At 65.4% G+C, this 21,406-nt stretch carries 23 protein-coding genes; 10 read left to right on the forward strand and 13 right to left on the reverse strand.

Features of this window, described 5'->3' with window-relative positions; translation table 11 throughout:
- The first annotated feature begins 3 nt into the window (after positions 1-3).
- The 6 genes from BOO69_RS12980 (at position 4) to BOO69_RS13005 (ending at position 6,888) form a co-directional block, all read left to right on the forward strand.
- The gene (locus BOO69_RS12980; protein WP_172839536.1) at positions 4-990 is read left to right on the forward strand and encodes a type II secretion system F family protein; all 987 of its coding nucleotides are present in this window, start codon (positions 4-6) and stop codon (positions 988-990) included.
- Positions 990-1,571 carry a tetratricopeptide repeat protein gene (locus BOO69_RS12985; RefSeq protein WP_172839537.1) on the forward strand — a complete coding sequence of 194 codons (582 nt, stop codon included), beginning with the start codon at positions 990-992 and terminating at the stop codon, positions 1,569-1,571. The genes BOO69_RS12980 and BOO69_RS12985 overlap by 1 nt, the downstream gene beginning before the upstream one ends.
- Before the next feature lie 40 nt (positions 1,572-1,611).
- Positions 1,612-2,460: a tetratricopeptide repeat protein gene (locus tag BOO69_RS12990; RefSeq protein ID WP_071972544.1), complete on the forward strand. Its 849-nt coding sequence runs from the start codon at positions 1,612-1,614 to the stop codon at positions 2,458-2,460.
- A gap of 4 nt (positions 2,461-2,464) precedes the next feature.
- Positions 2,465-2,959, forward strand: a complete 495-nt coding sequence (locus BOO69_RS12995; protein WP_071972545.1) for a prepilin peptidase — start codon at positions 2,465-2,467, stop codon at positions 2,957-2,959.
- Between the two features lie 68 nt (positions 2,960-3,027).
- Complete coding sequence (locus BOO69_RS13000; RefSeq protein ID WP_071972546.1) at positions 3,028-4,335, forward strand: P-loop NTPase family protein; 1,308 nt, start codon at positions 3,028-3,030, stop codon at positions 4,333-4,335.
- 99 nt (positions 4,336-4,434) lie between these two features.
- Entirely contained in the window at positions 4,435-6,888 is a 2,454-nt protein-coding gene (locus BOO69_RS13005; protein ID WP_071972547.1) for a ligase-associated DNA damage response DEXH box helicase, read from the forward strand.
- 22 nt (positions 6,889-6,910) lie between these two features.
- Here BOO69_RS13005 and BOO69_RS13010 read toward each other — a convergent pair whose 3' ends face one another.
- The 3 genes from BOO69_RS13010 to BOO69_RS13020 are packed head-to-tail and all read right to left on the reverse strand — an operon-like array spanning position 6,911 to position 8,252.
- Positions 6,911-7,438 carry a hypothetical protein gene (locus BOO69_RS13010; RefSeq protein WP_071972548.1) on the reverse strand — a complete coding sequence of 176 codons (528 nt, stop codon included), beginning with the start codon at positions 7,436-7,438 and terminating at the stop codon, positions 6,911-6,913.
- Positions 7,435-7,872, reverse strand: a complete 438-nt coding sequence (locus BOO69_RS13015; RefSeq protein WP_071972549.1) for an SMI1/KNR4 family protein — start codon at positions 7,870-7,872, stop codon at positions 7,435-7,437. Before BOO69_RS13015 ends, BOO69_RS13010 begins: the two co-directional genes overlap by 4 nt.
- A 5-nt stretch (positions 7,873-7,877) precedes the next feature.
- Positions 7,878-8,252: a hypothetical protein gene (locus BOO69_RS13020; RefSeq protein WP_071972550.1), complete on the reverse strand. Its 375-nt coding sequence runs from the start codon at positions 8,250-8,252 to the stop codon at positions 7,878-7,880.
- A gap of 154 nt (positions 8,253-8,406) precedes the next feature.
- On the opposite strand from BOO69_RS13020, the gene pdeM reads away from it, so the two are divergent.
- Together pdeM and BOO69_RS13030 are read left to right on the forward strand one after the other, a co-directional pair.
- Positions 8,407-9,069: a ligase-associated DNA damage response endonuclease PdeM gene (pdeM, locus tag BOO69_RS13025; protein ID WP_071972551.1), complete on the forward strand. Its 663-nt coding sequence runs from the start codon at positions 8,407-8,409 to the stop codon at positions 9,067-9,069.
- An 8-nt stretch (positions 9,070-9,077) separates the two neighbouring features.
- Positions 9,078-9,497, forward strand: coding sequence for a PaaI family thioesterase (locus tag BOO69_RS13030; protein ID WP_071972552.1), 420 nt, complete (start codon positions 9,078-9,080; stop codon positions 9,495-9,497).
- On the opposite strand, the gene BOO69_RS13035 is transcribed toward BOO69_RS13030, so the two are convergent.
- Positions 9,494-10,225 carry a LytTR family DNA-binding domain-containing protein gene (locus tag BOO69_RS13035; RefSeq protein ID WP_071972553.1) on the reverse strand — a complete coding sequence of 244 codons (732 nt, stop codon included), beginning with the start codon at positions 10,223-10,225 and terminating at the stop codon, positions 9,494-9,496. The two genes, BOO69_RS13030 and BOO69_RS13035, sit on opposite strands and share 4 nt — an antisense overlap.
- A gap of 114 nt (positions 10,226-10,339) precedes the next feature.
- Between BOO69_RS13035 and BOO69_RS13040 the strand changes: the two genes are divergently transcribed.
- Positions 10,340-10,738, forward strand: a complete 399-nt coding sequence (locus tag BOO69_RS13040; protein ID WP_071972554.1) for a DUF2306 domain-containing protein — start codon at positions 10,340-10,342, stop codon at positions 10,736-10,738.
- Here BOO69_RS13040 and folD read toward each other — a convergent pair.
- The 3 genes from folD to BOO69_RS23255 form a co-directional block, all read right to left on the reverse strand.
- A complete protein-coding gene (gene folD / locus BOO69_RS13045) occupies positions 10,735-11,637 on the reverse strand; it encodes a bifunctional methylenetetrahydrofolate dehydrogenase/methenyltetrahydrofolate cyclohydrolase FolD (protein WP_071972555.1) in 903 nt (300 codons plus the stop codon). The two genes, BOO69_RS13040 and folD, sit on opposite strands and share 4 nt — an antisense overlap.
- A gap of 116 nt (positions 11,638-11,753) precedes the next feature.
- Entirely contained in the window at positions 11,754-13,430 is a 1,677-nt protein-coding gene (locus BOO69_RS13050; protein WP_071972556.1) for a formate--tetrahydrofolate ligase, read from the reverse strand.
- Between the two features lie 40 nt (positions 13,431-13,470).
- On the reverse strand, positions 13,471-13,623 hold the full coding sequence (locus BOO69_RS23255; RefSeq protein ID WP_172839538.1) for a hypothetical protein: 153 nt from the start codon (positions 13,621-13,623) through the stop codon (positions 13,471-13,473).
- Between the two features lie 34 nt (positions 13,624-13,657).
- Between BOO69_RS23255 and BOO69_RS13055 the strand changes: the two genes are divergently transcribed.
- Positions 13,658-14,428 (forward strand): EF-hand domain-containing protein, encoded by a 771-nt coding sequence (locus BOO69_RS13055; protein WP_071972557.1) that lies wholly within the window; start codon positions 13,658-13,660, stop codon positions 14,426-14,428.
- A 151-nt stretch (positions 14,429-14,579) separates the two neighbouring features.
- Here the strand turns inward: BOO69_RS13055 and BOO69_RS13060 are convergent, their stop codons facing one another.
- The 6 genes from BOO69_RS13060 to tolB form a co-directional block, all read right to left on the reverse strand.
- Positions 14,580-15,161, reverse strand: a complete 582-nt coding sequence (locus BOO69_RS13060; RefSeq protein WP_071972558.1) for an MOSC domain-containing protein — start codon at positions 15,159-15,161, stop codon at positions 14,580-14,582.
- 104 nt (positions 15,162-15,265) lie between these two features.
- Positions 15,266-17,188, reverse strand: a complete 1,923-nt coding sequence (gene ftsH, locus BOO69_RS13065) for an ATP-dependent zinc metalloprotease FtsH (RefSeq protein WP_071972559.1) — start codon at positions 17,186-17,188, stop codon at positions 15,266-15,268.
- A 104-nt stretch (positions 17,189-17,292) separates the two neighbouring features.
- The gene (tilS, locus tag BOO69_RS13070; RefSeq protein ID WP_071972560.1) at positions 17,293-18,552 is read right to left on the reverse strand and encodes a tRNA lysidine(34) synthetase TilS; all 1,260 of its coding nucleotides are present in this window, start codon (positions 18,550-18,552) and stop codon (positions 17,293-17,295) included.
- A 1-nt stretch (position 18,553) separates the two neighbouring features.
- Entirely contained in the window at positions 18,554-19,375 is an 822-nt protein-coding gene (gene ybgF, locus BOO69_RS13075; RefSeq protein ID WP_071973818.1) for a tol-pal system protein YbgF, read from the reverse strand.
- A 16-nt stretch (positions 19,376-19,391) separates the two neighbouring features.
- A complete protein-coding gene (pal, locus tag BOO69_RS13080) occupies positions 19,392-19,919 on the reverse strand; it encodes a peptidoglycan-associated lipoprotein Pal (protein ID WP_071972561.1) in 528 nt (175 codons plus the stop codon).
- An 87-nt stretch (positions 19,920-20,006) separates the two neighbouring features.
- Positions 20,007-21,329: a Tol-Pal system beta propeller repeat protein TolB gene (gene tolB / locus BOO69_RS13085; protein WP_071972562.1), complete on the reverse strand. Its 1,323-nt coding sequence runs from the start codon at positions 21,327-21,329 to the stop codon at positions 20,007-20,009.
- Positions 21,330-21,406: the final 77 nt, after the last annotated feature.

The following is a 21,406-nucleotide window of genomic DNA, read 5'->3' on the forward strand; positions in this document are numbered from 1 at the left end:
GACATGGATTTCCTGCTTCAGATCAACGATCAGATCACCCGGATCCTTGGCCCGATGGGGTTGATTATCATCGTGGGCGCGCTGGGGTTCGTCATGGTGGCGAGCGTGCTCATCGCCTACATGCGCCAACCCGAAGACCCGCTTACCAAGCTCAAGCGCGCGGCGGCCAACCCCGGCAAGACCGAACCGGGCGCGCGCCTGCGGCAGGCCGACCAGAACGCGCAGTTGCAGAAGTTCGCCAAGTTCCTCGAACCGGAGGACGTGAACGAACTTTCCGCCAAGCAACTGATGCTGCGCCAGGCGGGCTACCAGTCCCGCGACGCGGTACGCATTTTCTACTTTGCCCAGATGACGCTGGGCCTGCTCGGCATGGCGGCAGGTATCCTCTACACCGGCGTGCTGGGGGGTGGCGAAGGCATGAGCACGCAAAAGACGATGATCTACACCCTGCTGCCCGGCGCGATCGGTTACTTCCTTCCGAAGTACTGGGTCACCCGCCGGGTGGAGGCCCGCAAGGAAGAGATCACCCGCGGCTTTCCCGATGCGCTGGACATGATGCTGGTCTGCGTCGAGGCAGGTCAGTCGCTGGACCAGTGCATCGTCCGCGTCAGCGCCGAGCTGCGCGCGTCCTACCGCGCCCTGGCCGAGGAATTCCAGATCGTCGCCTACGAGATGAAGGCGGGCAAGGACAAGATCACCGTCCTCAACGACATGGGCGAACGCTGCGGCGTGCAGGACGTGTCGTCCTTCGTGACGGTGCTGGTCCAGTCCGCCGCCTTCGGCACATCGATCTCGGACGCGCTGCGTGTCTACGCGGGCGAGATGCGCGACAAGCGCGTGATGCGCGCCGAGGAAGCCGCAAACAAGTTGCCAACCAAGATGACCCTTGCCACAATGATGCTCACGGTGCCGCCGCTGCTGATCATCCTCGTGGGTCCATCGGTGCACGGCATCACGCAACTGGGCAACATGGGCGGACTGGCGGAATAATGACATCACGATGCGGACGCGGTTCTGGCCGCGTTCTCGCCCTGACGACGATGATCGGACTGGCCGCCTGTTCACCGGGCGGCTTTTCCGCGTCCGATACCGACCGGGTCTATGCCCCGGGGGTCGACCAGCGGGCCGAGGCGGTTGACGGGCTCGAGGTCGGCCACCGCCTGATCGCCGCCGGGCAATTCGAACTGGCGATCAAGTCGTTCAACCGCGCCGCGCTGGATCACGGGCTCGATGCCGAGGTGCTGTCGGGCCTCGGCTCCGCCAACCTCGGGCTGGGGCGGCTCGGCCAGGCGGAAACGCTTCTGCGCCGCGCCGTGAAGGAAGACAACAGCCAGCCCGAAGTCTGGAACAACCTCGGCGTGGTGCTGATGGAGCGCGGCAAGACGGTCGAGGCAGAACAAATTTTCAAGAAGGCCTACGCGCTCGACAATGGCCAAAGTGACGCAATCCGCGACAATCTTCGCTTGGCCCTCGCCAAATCGCAAAATTCTGATAACGTTGCGCTTGACGACAACGATTATAAGTTGGTGCGCCGGGGTGGCGGCAATTACCTGATTACAGCCCCCCTCTGACGACACCGGCATCGAGGTAGAGCAGAAAAGGACGCAAAACATGCGCCACCCTATTCTTTTGGCCGCCTGCATCGCAGGCGTCGCCGCTGTTGCAGGCTGCGGTGAGAAAGATGCGAACGCCACCGTCGAACGTGCCTTCAAGGACGTCAACGTGGTCGATGAATCCAACCTGTCGGACGTCATGCTGACGGTCGCGGACCCGAACGAGGCGGTGACCTATTTCGCCCGCTCCGCCGCCGAGAAGCCCGACGACATCGGCCACCAGCGCGGGCTCGCATCCTCGCTGATCCGCGCGAAGCGGGTGACGGAAGGCGCCGTCGCCTGGTCGAAAGTGACCAAGATGAAGGGCGCCACCAGCGACGACAGCGTGGAATACGCGGATGCGCTGATCCGTGCCGGCGACTGGGCCAAGGCCGAAACCGTGCTGGACGGCGTGCCCCCCACCCACGAGACTTTCAAGCGGTACCGCCTGGAAGCACTCGTCGCGGACAGCAAGCAGGAATGGAAGAAGGCCGACAGCTTCTACGAGATCGCCGTGGGCCTGACGACCACGCCGGGCGCGGTGATGAACAACTGGGGCTACTCCAAGCTCACCCGCGGCGACTATGCCGAGGCCGAGCGCCTCTTCTCGGAATCCATCCGCCAGGACACCACCCTTTTCACCGCCAAGAACAACCTGATCCTGGCCCGCGCCGCGCAGCGCGACTACACGCTGCCGGTGATCCCGATGGACCAGACGGAACGCGCGCAGCTGCTGCACACCATGGCGCTGTCAGCGATCAAGAAGGGGGACGTGGAGATCGGCAAGGGCCTCCTGCAGGAGGCGATCGACACGCATCCGCAGCATTTCGAGGCCGCCGTGCGCTCGCTGCGCGCACTCGAAGGATAGGCCCGTGGCGATCAGCGCCACGCAGGCCCTGTGGTTCCTGCCTCTTGTCCTGCCGATCTGCCTCTATGTCGCCTATACGGACATGGCGCTGATGAAGATCACCAACAAGGCCGTGGTCCTGCTGGCACTGGTCTTCGTCGTGATGGGCCCCTTTCTCATGACGTTCGACACCTACCTGTGGCGCCTCGCGGCGCTGGGCATCGTCCTCGTGGTGGGGATCGTGCTGAATGCCGCCGGGGCGCTGGGTGCGGGGGACGCGAAATTCGCGGCCGCGGCGGCACCCTACATCGCGCTCGGCGATCTGCGCCTGGTGATGACGCTCTTCATGGTGATCCTGCTGGCGGCCGTGGTTGCCCACAAGGGGGCCAAGTATTCGCCCCTGCGGCAGATGGCGCCCGACTGGGTGAGCTGGGAACAGACGCGCAAGTTCCCGATGGGCCTGGCGCTCGGCCCTGCTTTGGCCATCTATCTGATCCTGGGTGCCCTTCATGGCGCCTGAATAACGCCATAATCGCGCAGTAGCGTCCGCCAGAGCAGACAACGCCCCGCTTCAGAGGAGCCGCGCCCATGAACATGCAAAGCACAGCCGTCATGGCCCCCCCGCCGCCTAAGCGGCTCGAAGACATGAAACTTCCCATCGTCATGATGCGGGATATCCTGCTCAAGACGATCTTCCGCAAGAACGTGGATCTGGTCAGCGAACTGGCCGCCGCGGTCTGCCTGCCGATCCCGGTAACGCAGGAACTCGTGGACATGGCCCGCAGCCAGCGCCTGCTGGAAGCGACGGGAACGCTGAACGCCCAGAACGGCAACGAGATGGGCTACCAGTTGACCGATGCGGGCAAGGCCCGCGCGCTGGACGCATTGGCCCAGTCGGAATACTTCGGTCCGATGCCGGTGCCGCTGGAGGTCTACAGCGAGCAGGTGAAACGCCAGTCGGTGCGCAACCTGCAGATCACCCGCGCGCAGCTGACCGGCGCGATGGGTCACCTCGTGCTTCCCGACAGCCTGCTCGATCATCTCGGCCCCGCCGTCAGCGCGGGCCGGTCGATCCTGATGTACGGCCCGCCCGGCAACGGCAAATCCTCCATCTCCAACGGCATCCGCGACGCGCTGGGGGACAAGGTCTATGTCCCCCGCGCCATCGAATACGCCAGCCAGGTCATCACGGTCTACGACCCCATCGTGCATTCCAAGGCGCAGGAGGAAGTGCAGGACCCGACCTCGTTGCGCCGGATCACGCGCTACGACACCCGCTATGTCTGCTGCGAACGCCCGACCGTCATTACCGGGGGCGAGCTTTCTCTCGACATGCTCGATCTGGTCTACAACCCCACCGCGCGCACCTATCAGGCGCCGCTGCAGCTTAAATCGACCGGCGGCATCTTCATCGTCGACGACCTCGGCCGCCAGAAGGAGCCGCCGCAGAGCATCGTCAACCGCTGGATCGTGCCGCTGGAGGAAAGCAAGGACATCCTCGCCCTGCAGTCGGGCGAGAAATTCGAAGTGCCCTTCGACACGCTGGTGATCTTTTCCACCAACTTCCACCCGAACGAGATCTTCGACCAGGCCGCGCTGCGCCGTATCTTCTTCAAGATCAAGATCGACGGGCCGAACCAGCAGAACTTTCTCAAGATCTTCGCCATGGTGGCCAAGAAACGCGGCATGCCCCTAGACGAGGCGACGCTGGTTCACCTGCTCAAGGTCAAATACCCGACGATCAACAATGTCTACGCGAACTACCAGCCGATCTTCCTCATCGACCAGATGATCGCCATCTGCGAATTCGAAGGCATCCCCTACCAGATGTCACCCGAACTGATCGACCGGGCCTGGGCCAACATGTTCGTCAAGGACGAGAAGATCGTGAAATAGGCGGCAGGACCATCACACCCCCCGCCCCTTCTTTATGCGTCAAATACTCCGGGGGTCCGGGGGCTGGCCCCCGGTCCATCCCATGCTAGCTTGCGCTCCATGCGCCCCCTGCCCCCCAAGTTCAAGGACTGGTTCGCCACCCGCGGCTGGTCCATCCATCCGCACCAGCAGGCCATGCTGGACCGGGCGGATGACCCCGCCCTGCTGCTGATCGCGCCCACCGGCGGGGGCAAGACATTGTCGGGTTTCCTGCCCACCCTGATCGACCTCGCCGACGGGCAACACGAAGGCATGCACACGCTCTACATCTCGCCGCTCAAGGCGCTGGCGGCGGACATCAAGCGCAACCTGACCGCACCGGTGGAGGAGATGCGCCTGCCCATCACGATCGACGAACGCACCGGCGATACATCCGCCAGCCGCCGCAAGCGCCAGCGCGCCGACCCGCCGCACATCTTCCTCACCACCCCCGAAAGCCTTGCGCTGCTCACCAGCTACGACGACGCGCACCGCATGTTCCGCGGCCTCAAACGTGTGGTGATCGACGAAATCCACGCACTGGCCGAAAGCAAGCGGGGCGACCAGTTGATGCTGGCGCTCGCGCGCCTGCAAACCCTGTGCCCGGACCTCAGGCGCGTGGGCCTGTCCGCCACGGTAGAGGACCCCGCCGCCATCGCCCACCTGATGGCCCGCCACCCCGACCCCTGCGAAATCCTGCTGGCCGACCCCGGCCCCGCCCCGGACATCCGGATGCTGCGCACCGAGGAGGCACCGCCATGGTCGGGCGGCGGCGCCGCCTATGCCATCCCGGCGGTGCTCGATCAGGTGCGGCAGCACAACACCACGCTGATCTTCCACAACACCCGCGCACAGGCCGAGATCTTCTTTCACAACCTCTGGCTGGCCAACGAATACAGCCTGCCCATCGGGATCCACCACGGCAGTCTTGACCGCGAACAGCGCCAGCGGGTCGAGGCCGCGATGGTCCGGGGCGACCTGCGCGCCATCGTCTGCACCGGCAGCCTGGACCTCGGGATCGACTGGGGTGACGTGGATCTGGTGATCCAGATCGGCGCGCCCAAGAACGTCAAGCGGCTGGTGCAGCGGATCGGCCGCGCCAACCACCGCTACAACGCGCCTTCCAAGGCGTTGCTGGTGCCTGCCAACCGCTTCGAGGTGGTGGAATGTGTCGCGGCCCTGGACGCGGTACTGGCCGGCGAACTCGACGGCGACCCGCGCGGGCCCGGCCCCCGCGACGTGCTGTGCCAGCACATCCTGATTACCGCCTGCGCCGGGCCCTTCGACGCTGACGCGCTCTATGCCGAGGTCACCTCCGCCGGGGCCTATGCCGCCCTCTCCCGGCCCGATTTCGACGCCTGCCTCGCGTTCTGCGCCACCGGCGGCTATGCCCTGCGCGCCTACGACCGCTGGCAACGGCTGCTGCAACGCCCTGACGGCATGTGGCAGCTGCGCGACCCCCGCAGCGCACAGCGGATCCGCATGAACATCGGCACGATACAGGACACCGACACGCTCAAGGTCAGGATGAAACGGAACCGCGGCGGCCAGCCCCTCGGCGAAATCGAAGAGGGCTTCGCCGCCACGCTGACACCGGGCGACACGTTCCTGATCGGCGGTCAGATCGTCAAGTACGAGGGCCTGCGCGAGATGACGGTGGAGGTCAGCCGGGATGCCGCGCGAAAGCCCAGGATCGCCACCTTCATGGGCACCAAGTTCGCCACGTCGACCCAGCTTTCCGCCCGCGTGCAGGAGATGTTCACGCAGGAAGGTTGGCCCGACCTGCCGCGCCACACCGCCGAATGGCTGCACCTTCAACGCGAGGTCAGCGAATTGCCGCAGCCGGGCCGGCTGCTGATCGAAAGCTTTCCGCACGACGGGCGCGAACAGACGGTTGTCTACGGCTTTGCGGGTCGCAACGGGATGCAGACACTGGGCCTGCTTCTGACCAAGCGAATGGAGGAACTGGGCCTGCATCCGATGGGGTTCGTCGCCACGGATTATGCCACGCTGATCTGGGGCCTCGACGCGGTGGAGGATCCCGCGCCACTGTTCGACCCCGGCGCGCTTTACGAAGGGCTGGAAACCTGGCTTGCCGGAAACGCGGTGATGAAACGCACCTTTCGCGCCTCCGCCACCATTGCCGGCCTGATCGAGCGGAACACCCCCTCCGCGCGCAAGTCGGGCCGGCAGGCGACATTCTCTTCCGATATCCTTTACGACACGCTGATGCGCTACGACCCGGACCACCTGATGCTGCAGATCACCCGCGAGGAAGCCCTGCGCGGGCTGGTGGATTTCGGGCGGATCGAGGAAATGCTGGCGCGGATAAACGGCCGCATCGACCACCGCCGGCTGTCCCGTGTCACGCCGCTGGCGGCGCCCCTGTTCCTCGAGATGGGCCGCATCCCGGTGAAGGGCGAAGCCGAGGAACGCCTGCTGGCGGAAGAAGCCGCGCGGCTGATGGAAGCCTCCGGCCTCGCCCAGATCACCCCGGCGGCGTCGGACAAGCCGAAATGGCGGGTCGGGTTCTGAGCGCGCATCCCGCGCCTGCGTCTCAGCCTGCGCGCAGATAGCCCTCTGGCGGGGCCTTTGCGTCAAAGGTCAGTCTGCGCCCTTCACGCAGCTGCGCCATTGCCTGCCGTCCCACCTTCGCCTCGCCGACATCCTGAAAGTCTCGCCGCATTTGTTGGCGCAGCGTCCGGCCGATCCGCTGGACCATTGCATCCGAACCATGCTGCCAGAACCGAGACCGGATCAGCGCCCCGTCGGGGTGCTCCCCGCCCAACTGCATGATGACCGCCGAGCTCACCTCGCGCGGGGTCAGGCGGTAGCGGATGCCGGTGACATGCTCAAAGGGTACCGCCGCCACCGCTGTCCCGGGCGGCAGGAGGTACAGCTCCTGCACGAAGTACCCCGGAAAAAGGGACAGCAGATCGGGAATGTCGGTGGCCCGGTCATAGGTCTCGACCCGCGCGGCGCTGCGGTCGGGATGCACCGCGTAGCCTAGCGCTGCGATCGACTCCACCGCCGTCAGCACGCCGCGCAGGTCGTCAGGCGTCGCGTAGAAATAGGTGACCTTCACGGTTCCCCCGCGCCCAGCCCGGCGAGGAAGGCATCGAAACTGTCGGCGATGACATGCAGCCCATCGTCGAAGGGATTTTCGTGGTTGCTGAAAAAGACCTTGCCATGATCCGGCCCCTTCACCGCCAGCAGGATCGGATTGCCGAAGACATCGCCCCCGATGGCGATGTACCAAGGGCGCAGTTCCGCCCCGTAATCGCGGTTGTAGGCCCAGAGGTCGTTGTAATCCTCAGCCGCGTTCACGGCGTAGAGGTAATGCAGAACCGTGTCCGTCTCACGCCCGCCCTCGACAAAGGTAATCCGCCGGTTCTCGGGCATTTCGCCGTTGTGTTCCGCCAGCCACTTCCGGTAGGGCGCGGGCAGCCGCGCATCGAGGACGCGCCCCAGCAGCTCCAGCGTGTCGGGTGCGAGGCCGGCCGGCGGCGGCTGTCTCATGCGGCTCACGTCGCGCTTTGTCGACTGAAGTGATTGTACAGGTCGTGAAGCATCTCGCCGCTGTCGGGGTTCAGCACGACGGTTTCGCCCGCAGGCGAGGTATGGCTGAGCGTAAAGGTGCCTCTTTCCTCCGCATCTTCCACGGCGCGGACGTGATCCAGAACGCAGAGCGTGCCGAAGACGCCGGCATGAACCCCTTCTCCGACAAGCTGAAGAAGCCTCTCGCGCCCTTCTGCATCGAAGGTGGCCAGCCAGTCCGCCAGCGCCCGGCGCTGCGCCGTCACGCCCCGTCCGGGGGGCTTTTCCGCGTAGCGCAGAATGCTTTCCGCGCTGCCTGCCATGGATTGCGCCAAGCGCTCGGCGAAAACTTCCTTCTCCATCACACGTCCTCTGCGCATGCCGCCCCTGCGCGACATTTTCCGGCGGCCGGGCAACCGTCAAGCACAATTCGCGCAAGGCTTCCGCCGGACAGGAAGATGCGAAACAAGGTCTCGCCCCCTTGCCAAATCAGCGCCCTTCGGGGATGAACAAAGGATGAACGGCTGCAAGATTTCATTGGCTGGCGCGCCGCTGATCGCGTTGGGCTCGGGGGCGCTCTGGTGGGCCGAAGAATCCCTGCTGTGCGTCAGCGACCTGCACCTGGGCAAGTCGGAACGGATTGCCCGGCGCGGCGGGGCTGCGCTGCCGCCATACGACACGCGCGACACGCTGACCCGGCTGGCCGCTGATCTGGCGCTGACGCGGGCGCGGACGGTCATCTGCCTTGGCGACAGTTTCGACGACGCCGACGCGGCCCGCGCCCTGCCCGAGGAAGAGCGGTTGTGGATCGCCCGGCTTCAGGCCGGACGGCGCTGGGTCTGGATCGAGGGCAACCACGATCCGGGCCCAGTCGACCTCGGCGGCAGCCACCTTGCGGAACTGCCGCTTGCCCCCCTCGCCTTTCGCCATATCGCCCAGCCCGGTGCCAGCGGCGAGGTATCGGGCCACTACCACCCGAAGGCCAGCGTCAACACCCGCAGCACGCGGATCACGCGTCCCGCCTTCCTGCTCGACAGCGACCGCCTGATCATGCCGGCCTACGGCACCTACACCGGCGGATTGCGCAGCCACGCAGAGGTGCTTTGCAGCTTGATGCGGCCCGAGGCGCAGGCCATCCTGACCGGCAGGACACCCGTTTCGATCCCGATGCCAAGATAGGACAAGTGATGTCGCCAGAGGCCGTTCAGCGCATCCACGACAGTTTCGCCGCGCAAAGCATGATGGAAACGCTCGGTGCCAGGATCGAGGCCGTCGCGCAGGGCAACGTGCGGAGCGCGGCCCCGATCCTGCCCGGTGCGCGCCAGCAGCAGGGCCACGGACACGCCGGGCTGACCTTTTCGCTGGGCGATACCGCGGCAGGCTACGCCGCGCTGACCGTCCTGCCCGAGACGGTCGAGGTGGTCACCGCCGAAATAAAGATCAACCTGCTGGCCCCGGCCCGCGGTGACAGGCTGGTGGCGGTGGGCAAGGTGATCAAACCCGGCAGGCGGCTTTGCGTGGTGACGTCCGAGGTCTTTGCGGAGGCAGACGGCAAGGCGTCGCTGATCGCGATTCTCCAGGGCACCATGGTGCCTGTGCCGCGCTAGAACAGGCCCGCCGCGCGCGCTGCGGGGCGGAAACTTCGGCTGACCGGCACCTCTGCCCCGTCAGCCATGACCAGCAGATCACGCCCGTTGATGCGCCGGTGCCGTTGGACGGCCCCCAGCGCGACCCAGTGGGACCGGTGCACTTGCAGGCCCTCGGTGCCCGCCAATTCGGCCAGAGCATCCGAGAGCCGCATCAGGATCAGCGCGTTGCCCCGCTCCGTCACCACGTTCAGATAATGATCCTGCGCCTCGATCCGCTGCAGACTGCCCCTCCGCTCCACCGGCAGGCGGCGCAGGAAGGCGGCGGCGGGATCCGGTTGGGGTGGCTGGGTGGGGTTCGCGCCCCCCAGCGCCCGGTGCGCCAGATGGATCAGTCCGTTCGTCACCAGCACCGTCGCGCCGACGATGCCGACCATGTACGCCAGCGACCCCGCCGCATCCACGCCGAACACGAGGTTGTTGATCAGGTAGATCACCGTCCCGCCAACAACCATGAAGACCGCCCAGCCAAGGCTGCGCGCCGGCTGGCTCGGCGGCATGACGCGGATCGCGATGACGCTGGAAGCGATGGAAAAGGCGACGATCCCCGCCCAATAGGCCGCGCGCCCGGCTGGCCCAAGGGCCGCGTGGGTGCCGAACGGACCCGCGACCGCGCAGAGCAGGGTGATCATCGCCCAGAGTGCCAGCAGCAGCCAGAGGCGCTGTCGTTGGCGATGCGTGAACTGCATCCGCCGCCTTTCCCGTGTCATTCGCGAAGCAACGCCGCGCTTTGCGCAGGGCCGCTTTGCCGTCGCCTTCGATACTGCCATCCCGGTGGCGGTTCTGACAATACGAGGTGCCTTATGTCATTCGATCCGCTTTTCGCCGCCCCCTTCGTGGTCCAGCTTCATGCCCTGATGGCGCTGGCCGCCGTGGCGCTGACCCTGTTCATCCTCGCCCTGCGCAAGGGCAGACGCCTGCACCGGACGCTGGGCTGGCTCTGGGTGCTGATGATGGCCGCGGTCGCCCTGTCGAGCTTCTGGATCAACGAGGCGCGCTGGATCGGCCCCTTCGGCCCGATCCATGCCCTGTCGGTCGTGACGCTGATCGCCCTGTTCGGCGGTGTCCGAGCCGCGCGCGGCCATGACCGCCGCAGGCACGCGCGAATCATGCTCTCGCTGGTGCTGGGGGCGCTGGTGATCGCCGGGGGCTTCACGTTGCTGCCCGGCAGGATTATGCACGCCGTGGTTTTCGGTGCCTAGGCGGTCAGCCCTTCCGGCTCGGCCAGACCGTTCGCGCGGCAGCAGGCGGTGACGGTATTGGCCAGCAGGCAGGCGATGGTCATCGGCCCCACGCCGCCCGGCACCGGGGTGATGGCCCCCGCGCGCGCGGCGCAGCTGTCAAAGTCCACGTCGCCGACCAACCGCGTCTTGCCCTCGCCCTTCTCGGGCGCATCAAGGCGGTTGATTCCCACGTCGATCACCGTGGCGCCTTCCTTGATCCAGTCTCCCGGCACCATCTCGGGCCGGCCCACCGCGGCGACCACGATATCGGCGCGGCGCACCACCTCCGCCAGATCCTTCGTCCGGCTGTGGGCGATGGTGACGGTGCAGCTGTCGTGCAGCAGCAATTGCGCCATCGGCTTGCCGACGATGTTGGACCGCCCGATCACGACCGCGTCCATGCCGGAGATCGACCCGTGGTGATCGCGCAGCATCATCAGGCAGCCCAGCGGCGTGCAGGGCACCATGCTCTTCTGGCCCGTGCCCAGCAGACCGACGTTCGAGATGTGAAAACCGTCGACGTCCTTTGCCGGGCTGATCGCATTGATCACCAGATCCTCGTCCAGATGCTTGGGCAGCGGCAGCTGCACAAGGATGCCATGGATCTCGGGATCGTTGTTCAGCCGGTCGATCAGGCCCAGCAACTCCGCCTCCGAGGTGTCGGCCTCCAGCTTGTGCTCGACCGACTTCATGCCGACCTCGACGGTCATCTTGCCCTTGGACCTGACATAGACCTGGCTGGCCGGGTCTTCACCCACCAGTACCACGGCAAGGCCGGGGGTGATCCCGTGATCGTCCTTCAGCCGGGTGACATGGTCCGCGACCTTGGCGCGGACCCTTGCCGCGAATTCCTTGCCATCAATGATCGTGGCCGTCATCTCGGGTGCTCCTTGTTCTGCTTGTAGGGCCGCATCTGTCCCGCCCGGCTTGCCGGGACGGTGGGCGGGGCGTCGGCGCAGCCGCGCGACGCCCCGCCGTACCGGTATCGGGCTGTTTAGAAAAGCCCTTCGACGTCGCCGTCCGCGTTGAGGCGGATGCTCTCGGCCGAAGGCACGCGCGGCAGGCCGGGCATGGTCATGATTTCCCCGCAGATCGCCACGACGAAACCGGCCCCCGCCGACAGGCGCACTTCACGCACGGGAATGTCGAAGCCGGTGGGTGCGCCGCGCCGCTCGGGATCGGTGGTGAAGCTGTACTGCGTCTTGGCCATGCAGACCGGCAGGTTGCCGTAACCCTGATCTTCCCATTCCTTCAGCTGGGCGCGGATCTTGCCGTCCATCACCGCTTCGTCCGCGCGATAGATCTTGGTGGCGATGGTGTTGATCTTGTCCGCGAGGCTCATCTCGTCGGGGTAGATCGGCGCAAAGGCCGCTTCGCCCTTCTCGATCACCTCGACCACCTTGGTCGCCAGGTCGGCAGAGCCTTCGGAGCCGAGTTCCCAGTGACGCGACAGCACCGCTTCGGCACCTTGGCTGGCCACGTAGTCCTTGACCGCCTGCACCTCGGCATCGGTATCCGTGATGAAGTGGTTGATCGCCACCACCACCGGCACGCCGAAGGATTTCACGTTCTCGATGTGACGGCCCAGGTTGGCGCAGCCCGACTTGACGGCGTCCACGTTCTCGGCACCGAGGTCCGCCTTGGCGACCCCGCCGTTCATCTTCATCGCCCGAACCGTGGCGACGACGACGACGGCCGAGGGGGCGAGCCCCGCCTTGCGGCACTTGATGTTCATGAACTTCTCGGCACCGAGATCCGCGCCGAAACCTGCTTCGGTCACCACGTAGTCCGCCAGCTTCAGCGCCGTGGTCGTGGCGATGACCGAGTTGCAGCCATGTGCGATATTGGCAAAGGGACCGCCATGCACGAAGGCGGGGTTGTTTTCGAGCGTCTGCACGAGGTTCGGCTGCATCGCGTCCTTCAACAGAACCGTCATCGCGCCGTCGGCCTTGATGTCGCGGGCAAAGACCGGCGACTTGTCGCGGCGGTAGGCCACGATCATGTTGCCCAGACGCTCCTGCAGGTCAGTGAGGTTCTTGGCGAGGCAGAGGATCGCCATGACTTCTGAGGCCACGGTGATGTCGAAACCCGCTTCGCGCGGGAAGCCGTTGGCGACACCGCCCAGCGAGGTCGTGATCTGGCGCAGGGCACGGTCGTTCATGTCCACCACGCGACGCCAGACGACCCGGCGGGTGTCGATTTCCAGCTCGTTGCCCCAGTAGATGTGGTTGTCGATCATCGCGGACAGCAGCGAATGCGCGCTGGTGATGGCGTGGAAATCACCGGTGAAGTGCAGGTTCATCTCTTCCATCGGAACGATCTGCGCGTAACCGCCGCCAGCCGCGCCGCCCTTCATCCCGAAGTTCGGCCCGAGAGAGGCTTCGCGGATGCAGACCGCCGCTTTCTTGCCGATCCGGTTCAGACCGTCGCCCAGGCCCACAGTCGTCGTGGTCTTGCCTTCGCCCGCGGGCGTCGGGTTGATCGCGGTCACGAGGATCAGCTTGCCGTCCGGGCGGTCCTGGACGGAGTTGATGAAGCTTTGGCTGACCTTGGCCTTGTCATGGCCATAGGGCAGCAGGTCGTCGCTGGAAATGCCCAGCTTCTCGCCGATCTCCTGGATGGGGCGCTTCTTTGCCTCGCGGGCGATTTGGATGTCGGATTTGTGTGCCATGTGGAGATTCCCCTGAAGACCGTTGAGCCGTGGCGCACTCTTACCGCGCAACTTGGGGGAGGACAGGTTGCAATTCCGACATTTCCACCGCTCCTTGCGGCGGCGCCGTCGCAATTGTTTCTTTTGAGAAACCGCCGTTCATGCCGACGCGCCGTTGGTCGGAACATCCGCCGACGGGGATGCGTTCGTTCATCAAGTACCTGAAACAGACTCAAGGGAGAACAAGCATGACATACCAGATGTCTCTTGCCGCCGCGGTCGCTGCAGGGATCAGCCTGACAGGCGCGGCACAGGCACAGAACACCGACGACAGTTCGGTCTGCAACGACGGCTACAGCATGACGGACGTGGACGATAACGGCTACGTCAGCCCGATCGAGATGAAAGCCTATACCGAAAAGGCCATGGGCCAGATGGACGCCGATCAGAGCGGCACCGTCGACAAGGATGAGTTCGTCAACTGCAACAACGTCCTGAGCGGCACGCAATCGGCCAGCGCCGACCGGACCGAGCGCCACCTCGCGGCGCTTGACCTGAACGATGATGGCAGCATCAGCCTTGACGAGTACATGAAGGCGAGCGCCGACACCTACAACAGCGCCAAGGATGGCGACAAGGCGGCCGCAACGGATGCGGCAAACCTGATCTTCATCCCTGCCGACGCGGAACAATCCGACGTCACGACCATGAGCCGGAATGAATACAGCGCCCGGTCGGGCCTGATGTTCATCGCCCTGGACACCGATCAGGACAACGCCCTGACCAAGGAAGAATTCATGGAGAAGGCACCGCCAATGGTCGACATCTCCGAAACGCTGAACCGCGAATTCGACGAGATGGACGCGGACGGGTCCGGCGATCTGACGACCACCGAGATGATCGCCGCGAACCAGAAGCGCGCGGATGACGCGATGAAGAATGCCGAAATGGACTCCGACAGCGGCGCATCGGACAAGGGCGCACCGGTGGTCTACTACAGCTACCCCCACACCATGTAACCGGCCGGTTCGGCGTTTACCGCAATTACGGGCGGTGACGCATGGCACACGACGTTACATGATTTTCCACCCTATGTCCTCGCAGGCAACTGCGGGGACATCTTCGTTTTTCCGGCAGCTCGGCTCGGGCGGCGTCCGGCTGGCGGTGCCGCTATTCCGGCGCCCAGGGGCGCTGTCCCGGCACGTGCAGACGCAGCCGGTCACCGACGGCAAGGTTGCCTTCGCGCTCGACCCAGGCGGTGACACCGCGTTTGCCCATCGCCGCCGCCTTGAATCCCTTGCCGTGGCCCTCGGCCTCCTTCTCGATCTCGCGCGCGGGCAGGTTGCAGGGCCCATTCAGCATGTCCACGGTCAGCGTGGTCCCGCTTTCGGACTGCAGCCGCGACGCCGGGGGGATATGGGTGAAATCCGGTATGCCCTGCAAGACAATGGACGCGCCGAGCAGACGCGGATCCAGCTCTTCCAGACCGATGTCGGCGGCGATCTGTGCAAGTTCCTCTGCCGAGAGGATGGACAACTGGCGCGTGTTCCGAATTTCCGTGCCTTGGGGGTACTGCGCCTTGACCCGCACGCAGGACGGGCGGGTGAGCCCGGCGTGAAAATCGCCCTCGAAGCCGGCATAGGTGGCCCTGACCCGTTCGATGGCATGCGCCCGGATGTCGGCGCGGTCCTGCGGGACGGTCCCCATCCACACGATCGTGCCGACGTGGTCTGTGGGCAATAGTTCGGGCATGGCGCGGCTCCTTCTGATGCGCGGACACTCTGGCCAGTGACGGCAGGAAAGAAAAGACCCCGCCGAAGCGGGGCCTTTCGAATTTCCAGTCGCGGCAAGGACCGTCAGGTGGTGGGCTCGGGCTCCAACCCGCCGTCCGCCGGGGGCAGCTTCTTGCCCTTGCCCTTGGCCTTGGGAATGGCCGTGACGCTGGGGGCGCTTCCCTCGTCCGAGCCGTCGTTTCCGCTGTCGTCGGTCGGGGGCAGGCCATCCATCACGCGCTTGATCTCGTCGCCGGTGAGAGTTTCGTATTCCAGCAGGCCCTGCGCGAGCCGCTCGAACTTATCCTCGTTCTCGGTGATGATCTTCATCGCCCAGTCGTAGCCGTCCTGAATGAACTTCTGAACTTCCTTTTCGACAAGTTCCTTCGTGTTGGCCGAGACGGAGAAGCCGGCCGTGTTGCCCTGGTAGCCCTGCGCGGCCTCGGAATAGTCGATGTTACCGACCTTGTCCGACATGCCCCACTGCAGCACCATGGCACGGGCCAGCGCACTGGCCTGCTGGATATCGCCCGCCGGACCGTTGGACACCGCATCGGCACCGTACTTGTGGATTTCAGCCGCCTTCCCGGCCATGGCCATAGCAAGACGCTGGTGGCACTCGTCCTTGAACATGTTCAGCCGGTCCATTTCCGGCAGGCTCATCACCATGCCAAGCGCGCCGCCCCGGGGGATGATCGTCGCCTTGTAGACCGGATCGCACTTGGGCAGCGTCATGCCCACCAGCGCGTGACCGGCCTCGTGATAGGCGGTCATCTCCTTCTGTTCGGCCGTCATGACCATGCTGCGGCGCTCAGGCCCCATCATGACCTTGTCCTTGGCCTGTTCGAAATCGACCATGGTGACGAAACGCCGGCCCACGCGCGCGGCCATCAGCGCTGCCTCGTTCACGAGGTTGGCCAGATCCGCACCCGAGAAACCGGGCGTGCCGCGCGCGATGATGCGCAGGTCCACGTCGGGGCCGAGCGGGGTCTTGCGGGCGTGGACGCCGAGGATCTTCTCGCGGCCCTTGATGTCCGGGTTGGGCACCGTCACCTGCCGGTCGAAACGGCCGGGGCGCAGCAGCGCGGGGTCCAGCACGTCGCGGCGGTTGGTCGCGGCAAGGATGATGACACCCTCGTTCGCCTCGAAGCCGTCCATCTCGACCAGCAGCTGGTTCAGCGTCTGCTCGCGCTCGTCGTTGCCACCGCCATAGCCTGCGCCACGGTGGCGGCCCACGGCGTCGATCTCGTCGATGAAGACGATGCAGGGCGCGTTCTTCTTCGCCTGCTCGAACATGTCGCGCACGCGGGACGCGCCGACACCCACGAACATCTCGACGAAGTCGGAACCGGAGATGGTGAAGAAGGGCACGCCCGCCTCGCCCGCGATGGCGCGCGCAAGCAGCGTCTTACCGGTACCCGGAGGGCCGACCAGAAGCGCGCCCTTGGGGATCTTGCCGCCGAGGCGGCTGAACTTCTGCGGGTTGCGCAGGAATTCTACGATTTCTTCCAGTTCTTCCTTGGCCTCGTCGATCCCGGCCACATCGTCAAAGGTCACCCGGCCATGTTTCTCGGTCAGCATCTTGGCCTTGGACTTGCCAAAGCCCATCGCCCCGCCCTTGCCGCCGCCCTGCATGCGGTTCATGAAGTATATCCACACGCCGATCAGCAGCACGATCGGCAGCAGCGACATCAGGAAGGTCTGGAACCCCGATTGCTCCTGCGGGCGCGCCTTCAGCGGCACGTTGTTGTCGATGAGCAGGTTCGTGATTTCGGCATCGTCGGGTTTCACGGTCACATAGTCCGCCCCGTCTGCCCGGCGGAAGCGGACCTGCTCCCCGTCCAGCGTGACGTTGCGTACCTGGCCCTGTTCGACCGAAGTGACGAATTCGGAATAGGAAACTTCGTTGCTTTGCAGCGCGTTATTTGACCCGCTGAAGAGGTTGAACAGTGCGAGCACCAGCAACAGCAGGACGACCCAGAACGCGAGATTACGCATATTTCCCAAGGAATTTCTCCTAACTACAACGGGTTGCGCCAATCATGGCGACGTGTGGCGGGTCCGTCCGGCGGCCCGTACACAGGCACAAGATAGGGATCATCCCCGTTTATTCAATGCGATAATAGCCCGGCAAAAAAGGTCTCTTCATCGCTTTCGAGCGCGGCATGCCAGTTTTGGTCATTCCCGGCAAGGGGCGCCGCGACAAGGGTGTCATCACGCCACACCGCCGGCGTCGACTGCAGCACCTGCAGGGGCAACCCGGCGGCACGCCAGTCGGCGCATTGCGCGATCCCCTCGGGGCCCAGTGCCGCGATGTGCAACCCGTCCCGTGTCCGGTTTTCATCGGACGCGCGCAGACGCCAGCGCCCGTCCCAGAGCGCATCGGGATCGGCGCGCAGGTCACGCACCGCCGCATGTTCGCGACAGATCCAGATGTCCTCTCCCACCCGCAGGGCAAGACAGCCGTCCACCGTCGCGGCCTGCCCCCCGCGCAGCGCCGCGACCAGCGTGGCGACGGCATTGCGCCGCGGCGGGTAGTCGCTCCCGCTGATCCAGATCAGCGCCCGGACCAGCAGGCGGCGCTGGATTTCCTCGGGCTGGATGCGCAGGCGGCGTTCGTCGAGTACCACCGCCCCCGCAGTGACCCGCGCCAACTCCCTTGCCGCAAGGAAGGTTTGCCAGTCGAGGGCCACACGCGCATCGCGCATCTGCCCCGCCACCACCGCAAGCCCGGTGGCGTCGATGCCAAGGTCCTGCAGCGCAGCCAGCGCCTTGCGGGCCTTGATGCGCACGTAGCGGATGTCGTCGTTGCTGGGGTCATCGGACCAGCCGATCCCGCGTTGCCGCAGGTACATCCGCAGTTCTTCCCGGGTGGCCGACAAGAGCGGACGGACCCAGTCGATCCCGTAGCGCATGGTCCTTGGCGGCATGGCCGACAGCCCGTCGACCCCGGCCCGGCGGGCCAGGCGCATCAGCACCGTCTCCGCCTGGTCATCCGCCGTGTGACCCACCACGATGCTGCGGATCCCGAGGGACCCGGCCCATTCCGCCATCCTGCGGTACCGTGCGTCCCGCGCCTCCGCCTGAAGGTTCCCCTTGCCGTCCCAGTCGGTCCAGATCAGCGTTTCGTGGGGAATACCCAGCTGCGCGCAATGCTCGGCGACCTGACGGGCTTCGGCCGCGGCGCCTTCGCGCAGCCCATGGTTCACGGTCACGGCAAAGAGCCGGGTCGCATGCCGATCGCACAGGTCGTGCATCAGGTGCAGCAGCGCCATGGAATCGCTTCCGCCTGAAACGGCCACGGCGATGCTGTCGGGCGGTTTCGGCAAGAAGGCCTTGGAGACCAGCCCCGTCAATCGTGCCAGGGGCACGTCAGCTGCACCCGAGCGAACGCCTTTCGGATTCCGCTTCCGTGACGGTGGGGGAGGCGGGAAACCGCACGCCGACTTCAGCAAGCGTCACGCAGGCTTCCTGTGTCTGGCCCAGCTGACCCAGGGCGCGGCCCAGTTCGAACAGCGCCTGCGGGGCTATCGGCCCCTCGGGCGCAGTGCTGAAAGCCGTCAGGAAGGCGCGCGCCGCCTCCTTGGGGTCGTTCAGGCCCTGAAGCGCCTCACCGCGGCGCAATTCCGCTTCCGCGGCTAACGGACCGCCCGGGTAGGTCTGATTGAAGGTCGCAAAGAGGTCTGCGGCGGTGCGAAAGTCACTGGATGCGAGCGCCTCCTGCGCCCGCTTGAAGTCGGCCTCTTCACCCACGGCCAGCGAAGCCTGGTCCGTCGGTGTGGCCGGGTCGGTCAACGGGGTGGAAACACTTGCCTGCCCCTCGCCGCCCAATGTCGTGGTCTGCCCCAGCGCACCGACGTCGCCGCCTTCCAGCTCCACCAGCCGGAATTCAAGGTCACCGATGCGCCGCGTGCCGTCGTCCACGATGCGGTTGATCCGGTTCTCCAGCTCCTCGGTCTTGGACGTCAGGCGCTGCAGTTCGCTTTCCATTGCACCCACGCGTTCCAGCACGGAACTGCCGGCGGTATCGACCGACGCGCCGCCGGTGGTGGACAGCTCGCGGCGCAGCTTCTGCACCTCGACGAACAGGATGTTCAGCTCCTGCCGGATGTCGGCAAGGGTCTGATCCTCCTGGGCGAACAGCGGCGCGGGGCCGAATGTCAGCCCCAACGCCACCGCGATGATCAAGCGCATCTTCATCGGCTCGGCCTCAGCTTGTCAGTCCGCCCGCCAGCACCGTCACCGCGCGGCGGTTCTTGGCATAGCAGGATTCTTCTGAACAGATCTCGATCGGGCGCTCCTTGCCGTAGCTGATGACCCGCAACCGGTTCGCGGCAACGCCCTGGGAGATGAGGTATTCCTGCGCTGCGTTCGCGCGGCGCGCACCTAGGGCGAGGTTGTACTCGCGCGTGCCTTGCTCGTCCGCGTGGCCTTCGATCACCGCCTGGTAGTCCGTGTTGGTCAGGAGCCACTGAGCCTGCCCGTCCAGAGTGGCCCGGCCGGTGGGGGTGAGCGTGGACTGGTCCACCTCGAAGAGCACCCTGTCCCCGATGGACTGCTGGAAATAGGCGGTCGACGTGGGATCGTTGGCGCTGCCCGGCACGATGCCGCCCGCACCCGCACCGGCGCCCGCGTTCAGGCCCCCGCCAGCCCCGTCCGCGCCGAAGCGGTCGGGGTTCGTGCAGGCGCCCAGCGCCAAAGCCGCGATCAGAATACCGCCGGTCAGAAATCTTTTCATTTTTTGCCTCTCTTTGGTGGCGTCTTTTTGTCAATCTTTAGTAGCACAGGCTAAGGCCCATGGGAATTTTGCTACTTCACGGTTATGTCAGTTCTGTAATGGCGACCACGACGGATCGGAGCCCCCTTCGGGCGTCTGGACCGGCTTCAGGTTCCGGCCAGATATGTCGACGGAGTAGAGGGTCGAAGACCCGCCCGCGCCCTGCGTCTCGCGCGCGAACATGATGACCCGACCGTTCGGCGCCCATGTCGGCCCCTCGTCGAGGAAGGAAGCGGTCAACAGACGCTCCTCCGATCCATCAAGGCGCATCACCCCGATGTGGAACCGACCCTTGTTTTGCTTGGTAAAGGCCACGAGATCGCCGCGCGGCGACCAGACCGGCGTGCCGTAACGGCCCTCGCCGAAGGAAATGCGCGTGGGCTCTCCTCCCGTCGCGGACATGATGTAGAGCTGCTGGGTGCCGGAGCGATCGCTTTCGAACACGATCCGGCTGCCATCCGGCGAGAAGCTCGGCGCGGTTTCAATCGACGGCGTGTTCGTCAGCCGGACCGACTGGCCCGAGTTGATGTCCATCGTGTAGATGTCCGTGTTGCCGCCGCGGGTCAGCGAGTAGACCACCGTCTGGCCGGAGGGCGAGAAACGCGGCGCAAAACTCATCGTGCCTTCGGCGCTTTCCAGAACGCGGCGCTGCACCGACCCGATGTCGAGAACGTAGATGCGGGGAAAGCCGCTCTCGTAACTCGTGTAGAGGATCCGGTCACCGGACGGCGAGAAACGCGGCGCCAGCACGATGGCGCCCGAATCGGTCAGGTACTGAACGTTCGCGCCGTCGTAATCCATGATCGCCAGCCGTTTCTGCCGCGCGTCCTTGGGCCCTGTCTCGGAAACATAGGCCACCCGACTGTCGAAATAGGGGCCTTCGCCCGTGATCCGCGAATAGACGGCGTCCGCCACCTTGTGCGCCATGCGCCGCCAGGCCTCCGTCGTGCCAGAGAACTGCAATCCGTCCCCCAGCTCCGCGCCGGAGAACACGTCGTAAAGGCGGAATTTCACGTTGACCGAATTGCCCTGCACGTTCACGGCGCCGGTGATCAAGGCCTGTGCGTTGATCGCCTTCCAGTCGGCGTATTGCACCGGCGCGTTGAAATCGCTCACGGTCGAAATGAAGGCCGAGGCCGGAATCTCGCGGAAGAGTCCGGTGCCGGTCAGGTCGTTCGACACCACCCGCGCGATGTCCGTGGCAAGCTGACCCGCCTCGGCGGTTTCGGGCTGGAAACTGGGTACGGCGAAAGGCAGCGGTTCGATCACACCTTCGGTAATCTCGATCCGCAACGGTCCCTGCTGGGCCTGCACCGGGGCTGCCACGGCGTACATGACGGCCATCAGCAGGCTCAAAAATCGCAATTTCATTTCGTCAGGATCCTTTCGGGCTCAAACGTGAGGCTAGTATTTCCCGGCCAGGCCGATAATTCGAGTGATAAACCGTG

The organism is Sulfitobacter alexandrii, from assembly GCF_001886735.1.
Classification (GTDB): Bacteria; Pseudomonadota; Alphaproteobacteria; order Rhodobacterales; family Rhodobacteraceae; genus Sulfitobacter; species Sulfitobacter alexandrii.

Bases quoted from the DNA above. Each gene is read 5' to 3' on its own strand.
- BOO69_RS12980 (WP_172839536.1), top strand. From the start codon at position 4: ATGGATTTCCTGCTTCAGATCAACGATCAGATCACCCGGATCCTTGGC.
- BOO69_RS12985 (WP_172839537.1), top strand. From the start codon at position 990: ATGACATCACGATGCGGACGCGGTTCTGGCCGCGTTCTCGCCCTGACG.
- BOO69_RS12990 (WP_071972544.1), top strand. From the start codon at position 1,612: ATGCGCCACCCTATTCTTTTGGCCGCCTGCATCGCAGGCGTCGCCGCT.
- BOO69_RS13000 (WP_071972546.1), top strand. From the start codon at position 3,028: ATGAACATGCAAAGCACAGCCGTCATGGCCCCCCCGCCGCCTAAGCGG.
- BOO69_RS13005 (WP_071972547.1), top strand. From the start codon at position 4,435: ATGCGCCCCCTGCCCCCCAAGTTCAAGGACTGGTTCGCCACCCGCGGC.
- BOO69_RS13015 (WP_071972549.1), bottom strand. From the start codon at position 7,872: ATGAGACAGCCGCCGCCGGCCGGCCTCGCACCCGACACGCTGGAGCTG.
- BOO69_RS13020 (WP_071972550.1), bottom strand. From the start codon at position 8,252: ATGGAGAAGGAAGTTTTCGCCGAGCGCTTGGCGCAATCCATGGCAGGC.
- pdeM (WP_071972551.1), top strand. From the start codon at position 8,407: ATGAACGGCTGCAAGATTTCATTGGCTGGCGCGCCGCTGATCGCGTTG.
- BOO69_RS13030 (WP_071972552.1), top strand. From the start codon at position 9,078: ATGTCGCCAGAGGCCGTTCAGCGCATCCACGACAGTTTCGCCGCGCAA.
- BOO69_RS13035 (WP_071972553.1), bottom strand. From the start codon at position 10,225: ATGCAGTTCACGCATCGCCAACGACAGCGCCTCTGGCTGCTGCTGGCA.
- BOO69_RS13040 (WP_071972554.1), top strand. From the start codon at position 10,340: ATGTCATTCGATCCGCTTTTCGCCGCCCCCTTCGTGGTCCAGCTTCAT.
- folD (WP_071972555.1), bottom strand. From the start codon at position 11,637: ATGACGGCCACGATCATTGATGGCAAGGAATTCGCGGCAAGGGTCCGC.
- BOO69_RS13050 (WP_071972556.1), bottom strand. From the start codon at position 13,430: ATGGCACACAAATCCGACATCCAAATCGCCCGCGAGGCAAAGAAGCGC.
- BOO69_RS23255 (WP_172839538.1), bottom strand. From the start codon at position 13,623: ATGAACGAACGCATCCCCGTCGGCGGATGTTCCGACCAACGGCGCGTC.
- BOO69_RS13055 (WP_071972557.1), top strand. From the start codon at position 13,658: ATGACATACCAGATGTCTCTTGCCGCCGCGGTCGCTGCAGGGATCAGC.
- BOO69_RS13060 (WP_071972558.1), bottom strand. From the start codon at position 15,161: ATGCCCGAACTATTGCCCACAGACCACGTCGGCACGATCGTGTGGATG.
- ybgF (WP_071973818.1), bottom strand. From the start codon at position 19,375: ATGCGCTTGATCATCGCGGTGGCGTTGGGGCTGACATTCGGCCCCGCG.
- pal (WP_071972561.1), bottom strand. From the start codon at position 19,919: ATGAAAAGATTTCTGACCGGCGGTATTCTGATCGCGGCTTTGGCGCTG.
- tolB (WP_071972562.1), bottom strand. From the start codon at position 21,329: ATGAAATTGCGATTTTTGAGCCTGCTGATGGCCGTCATGTACGCCGTG.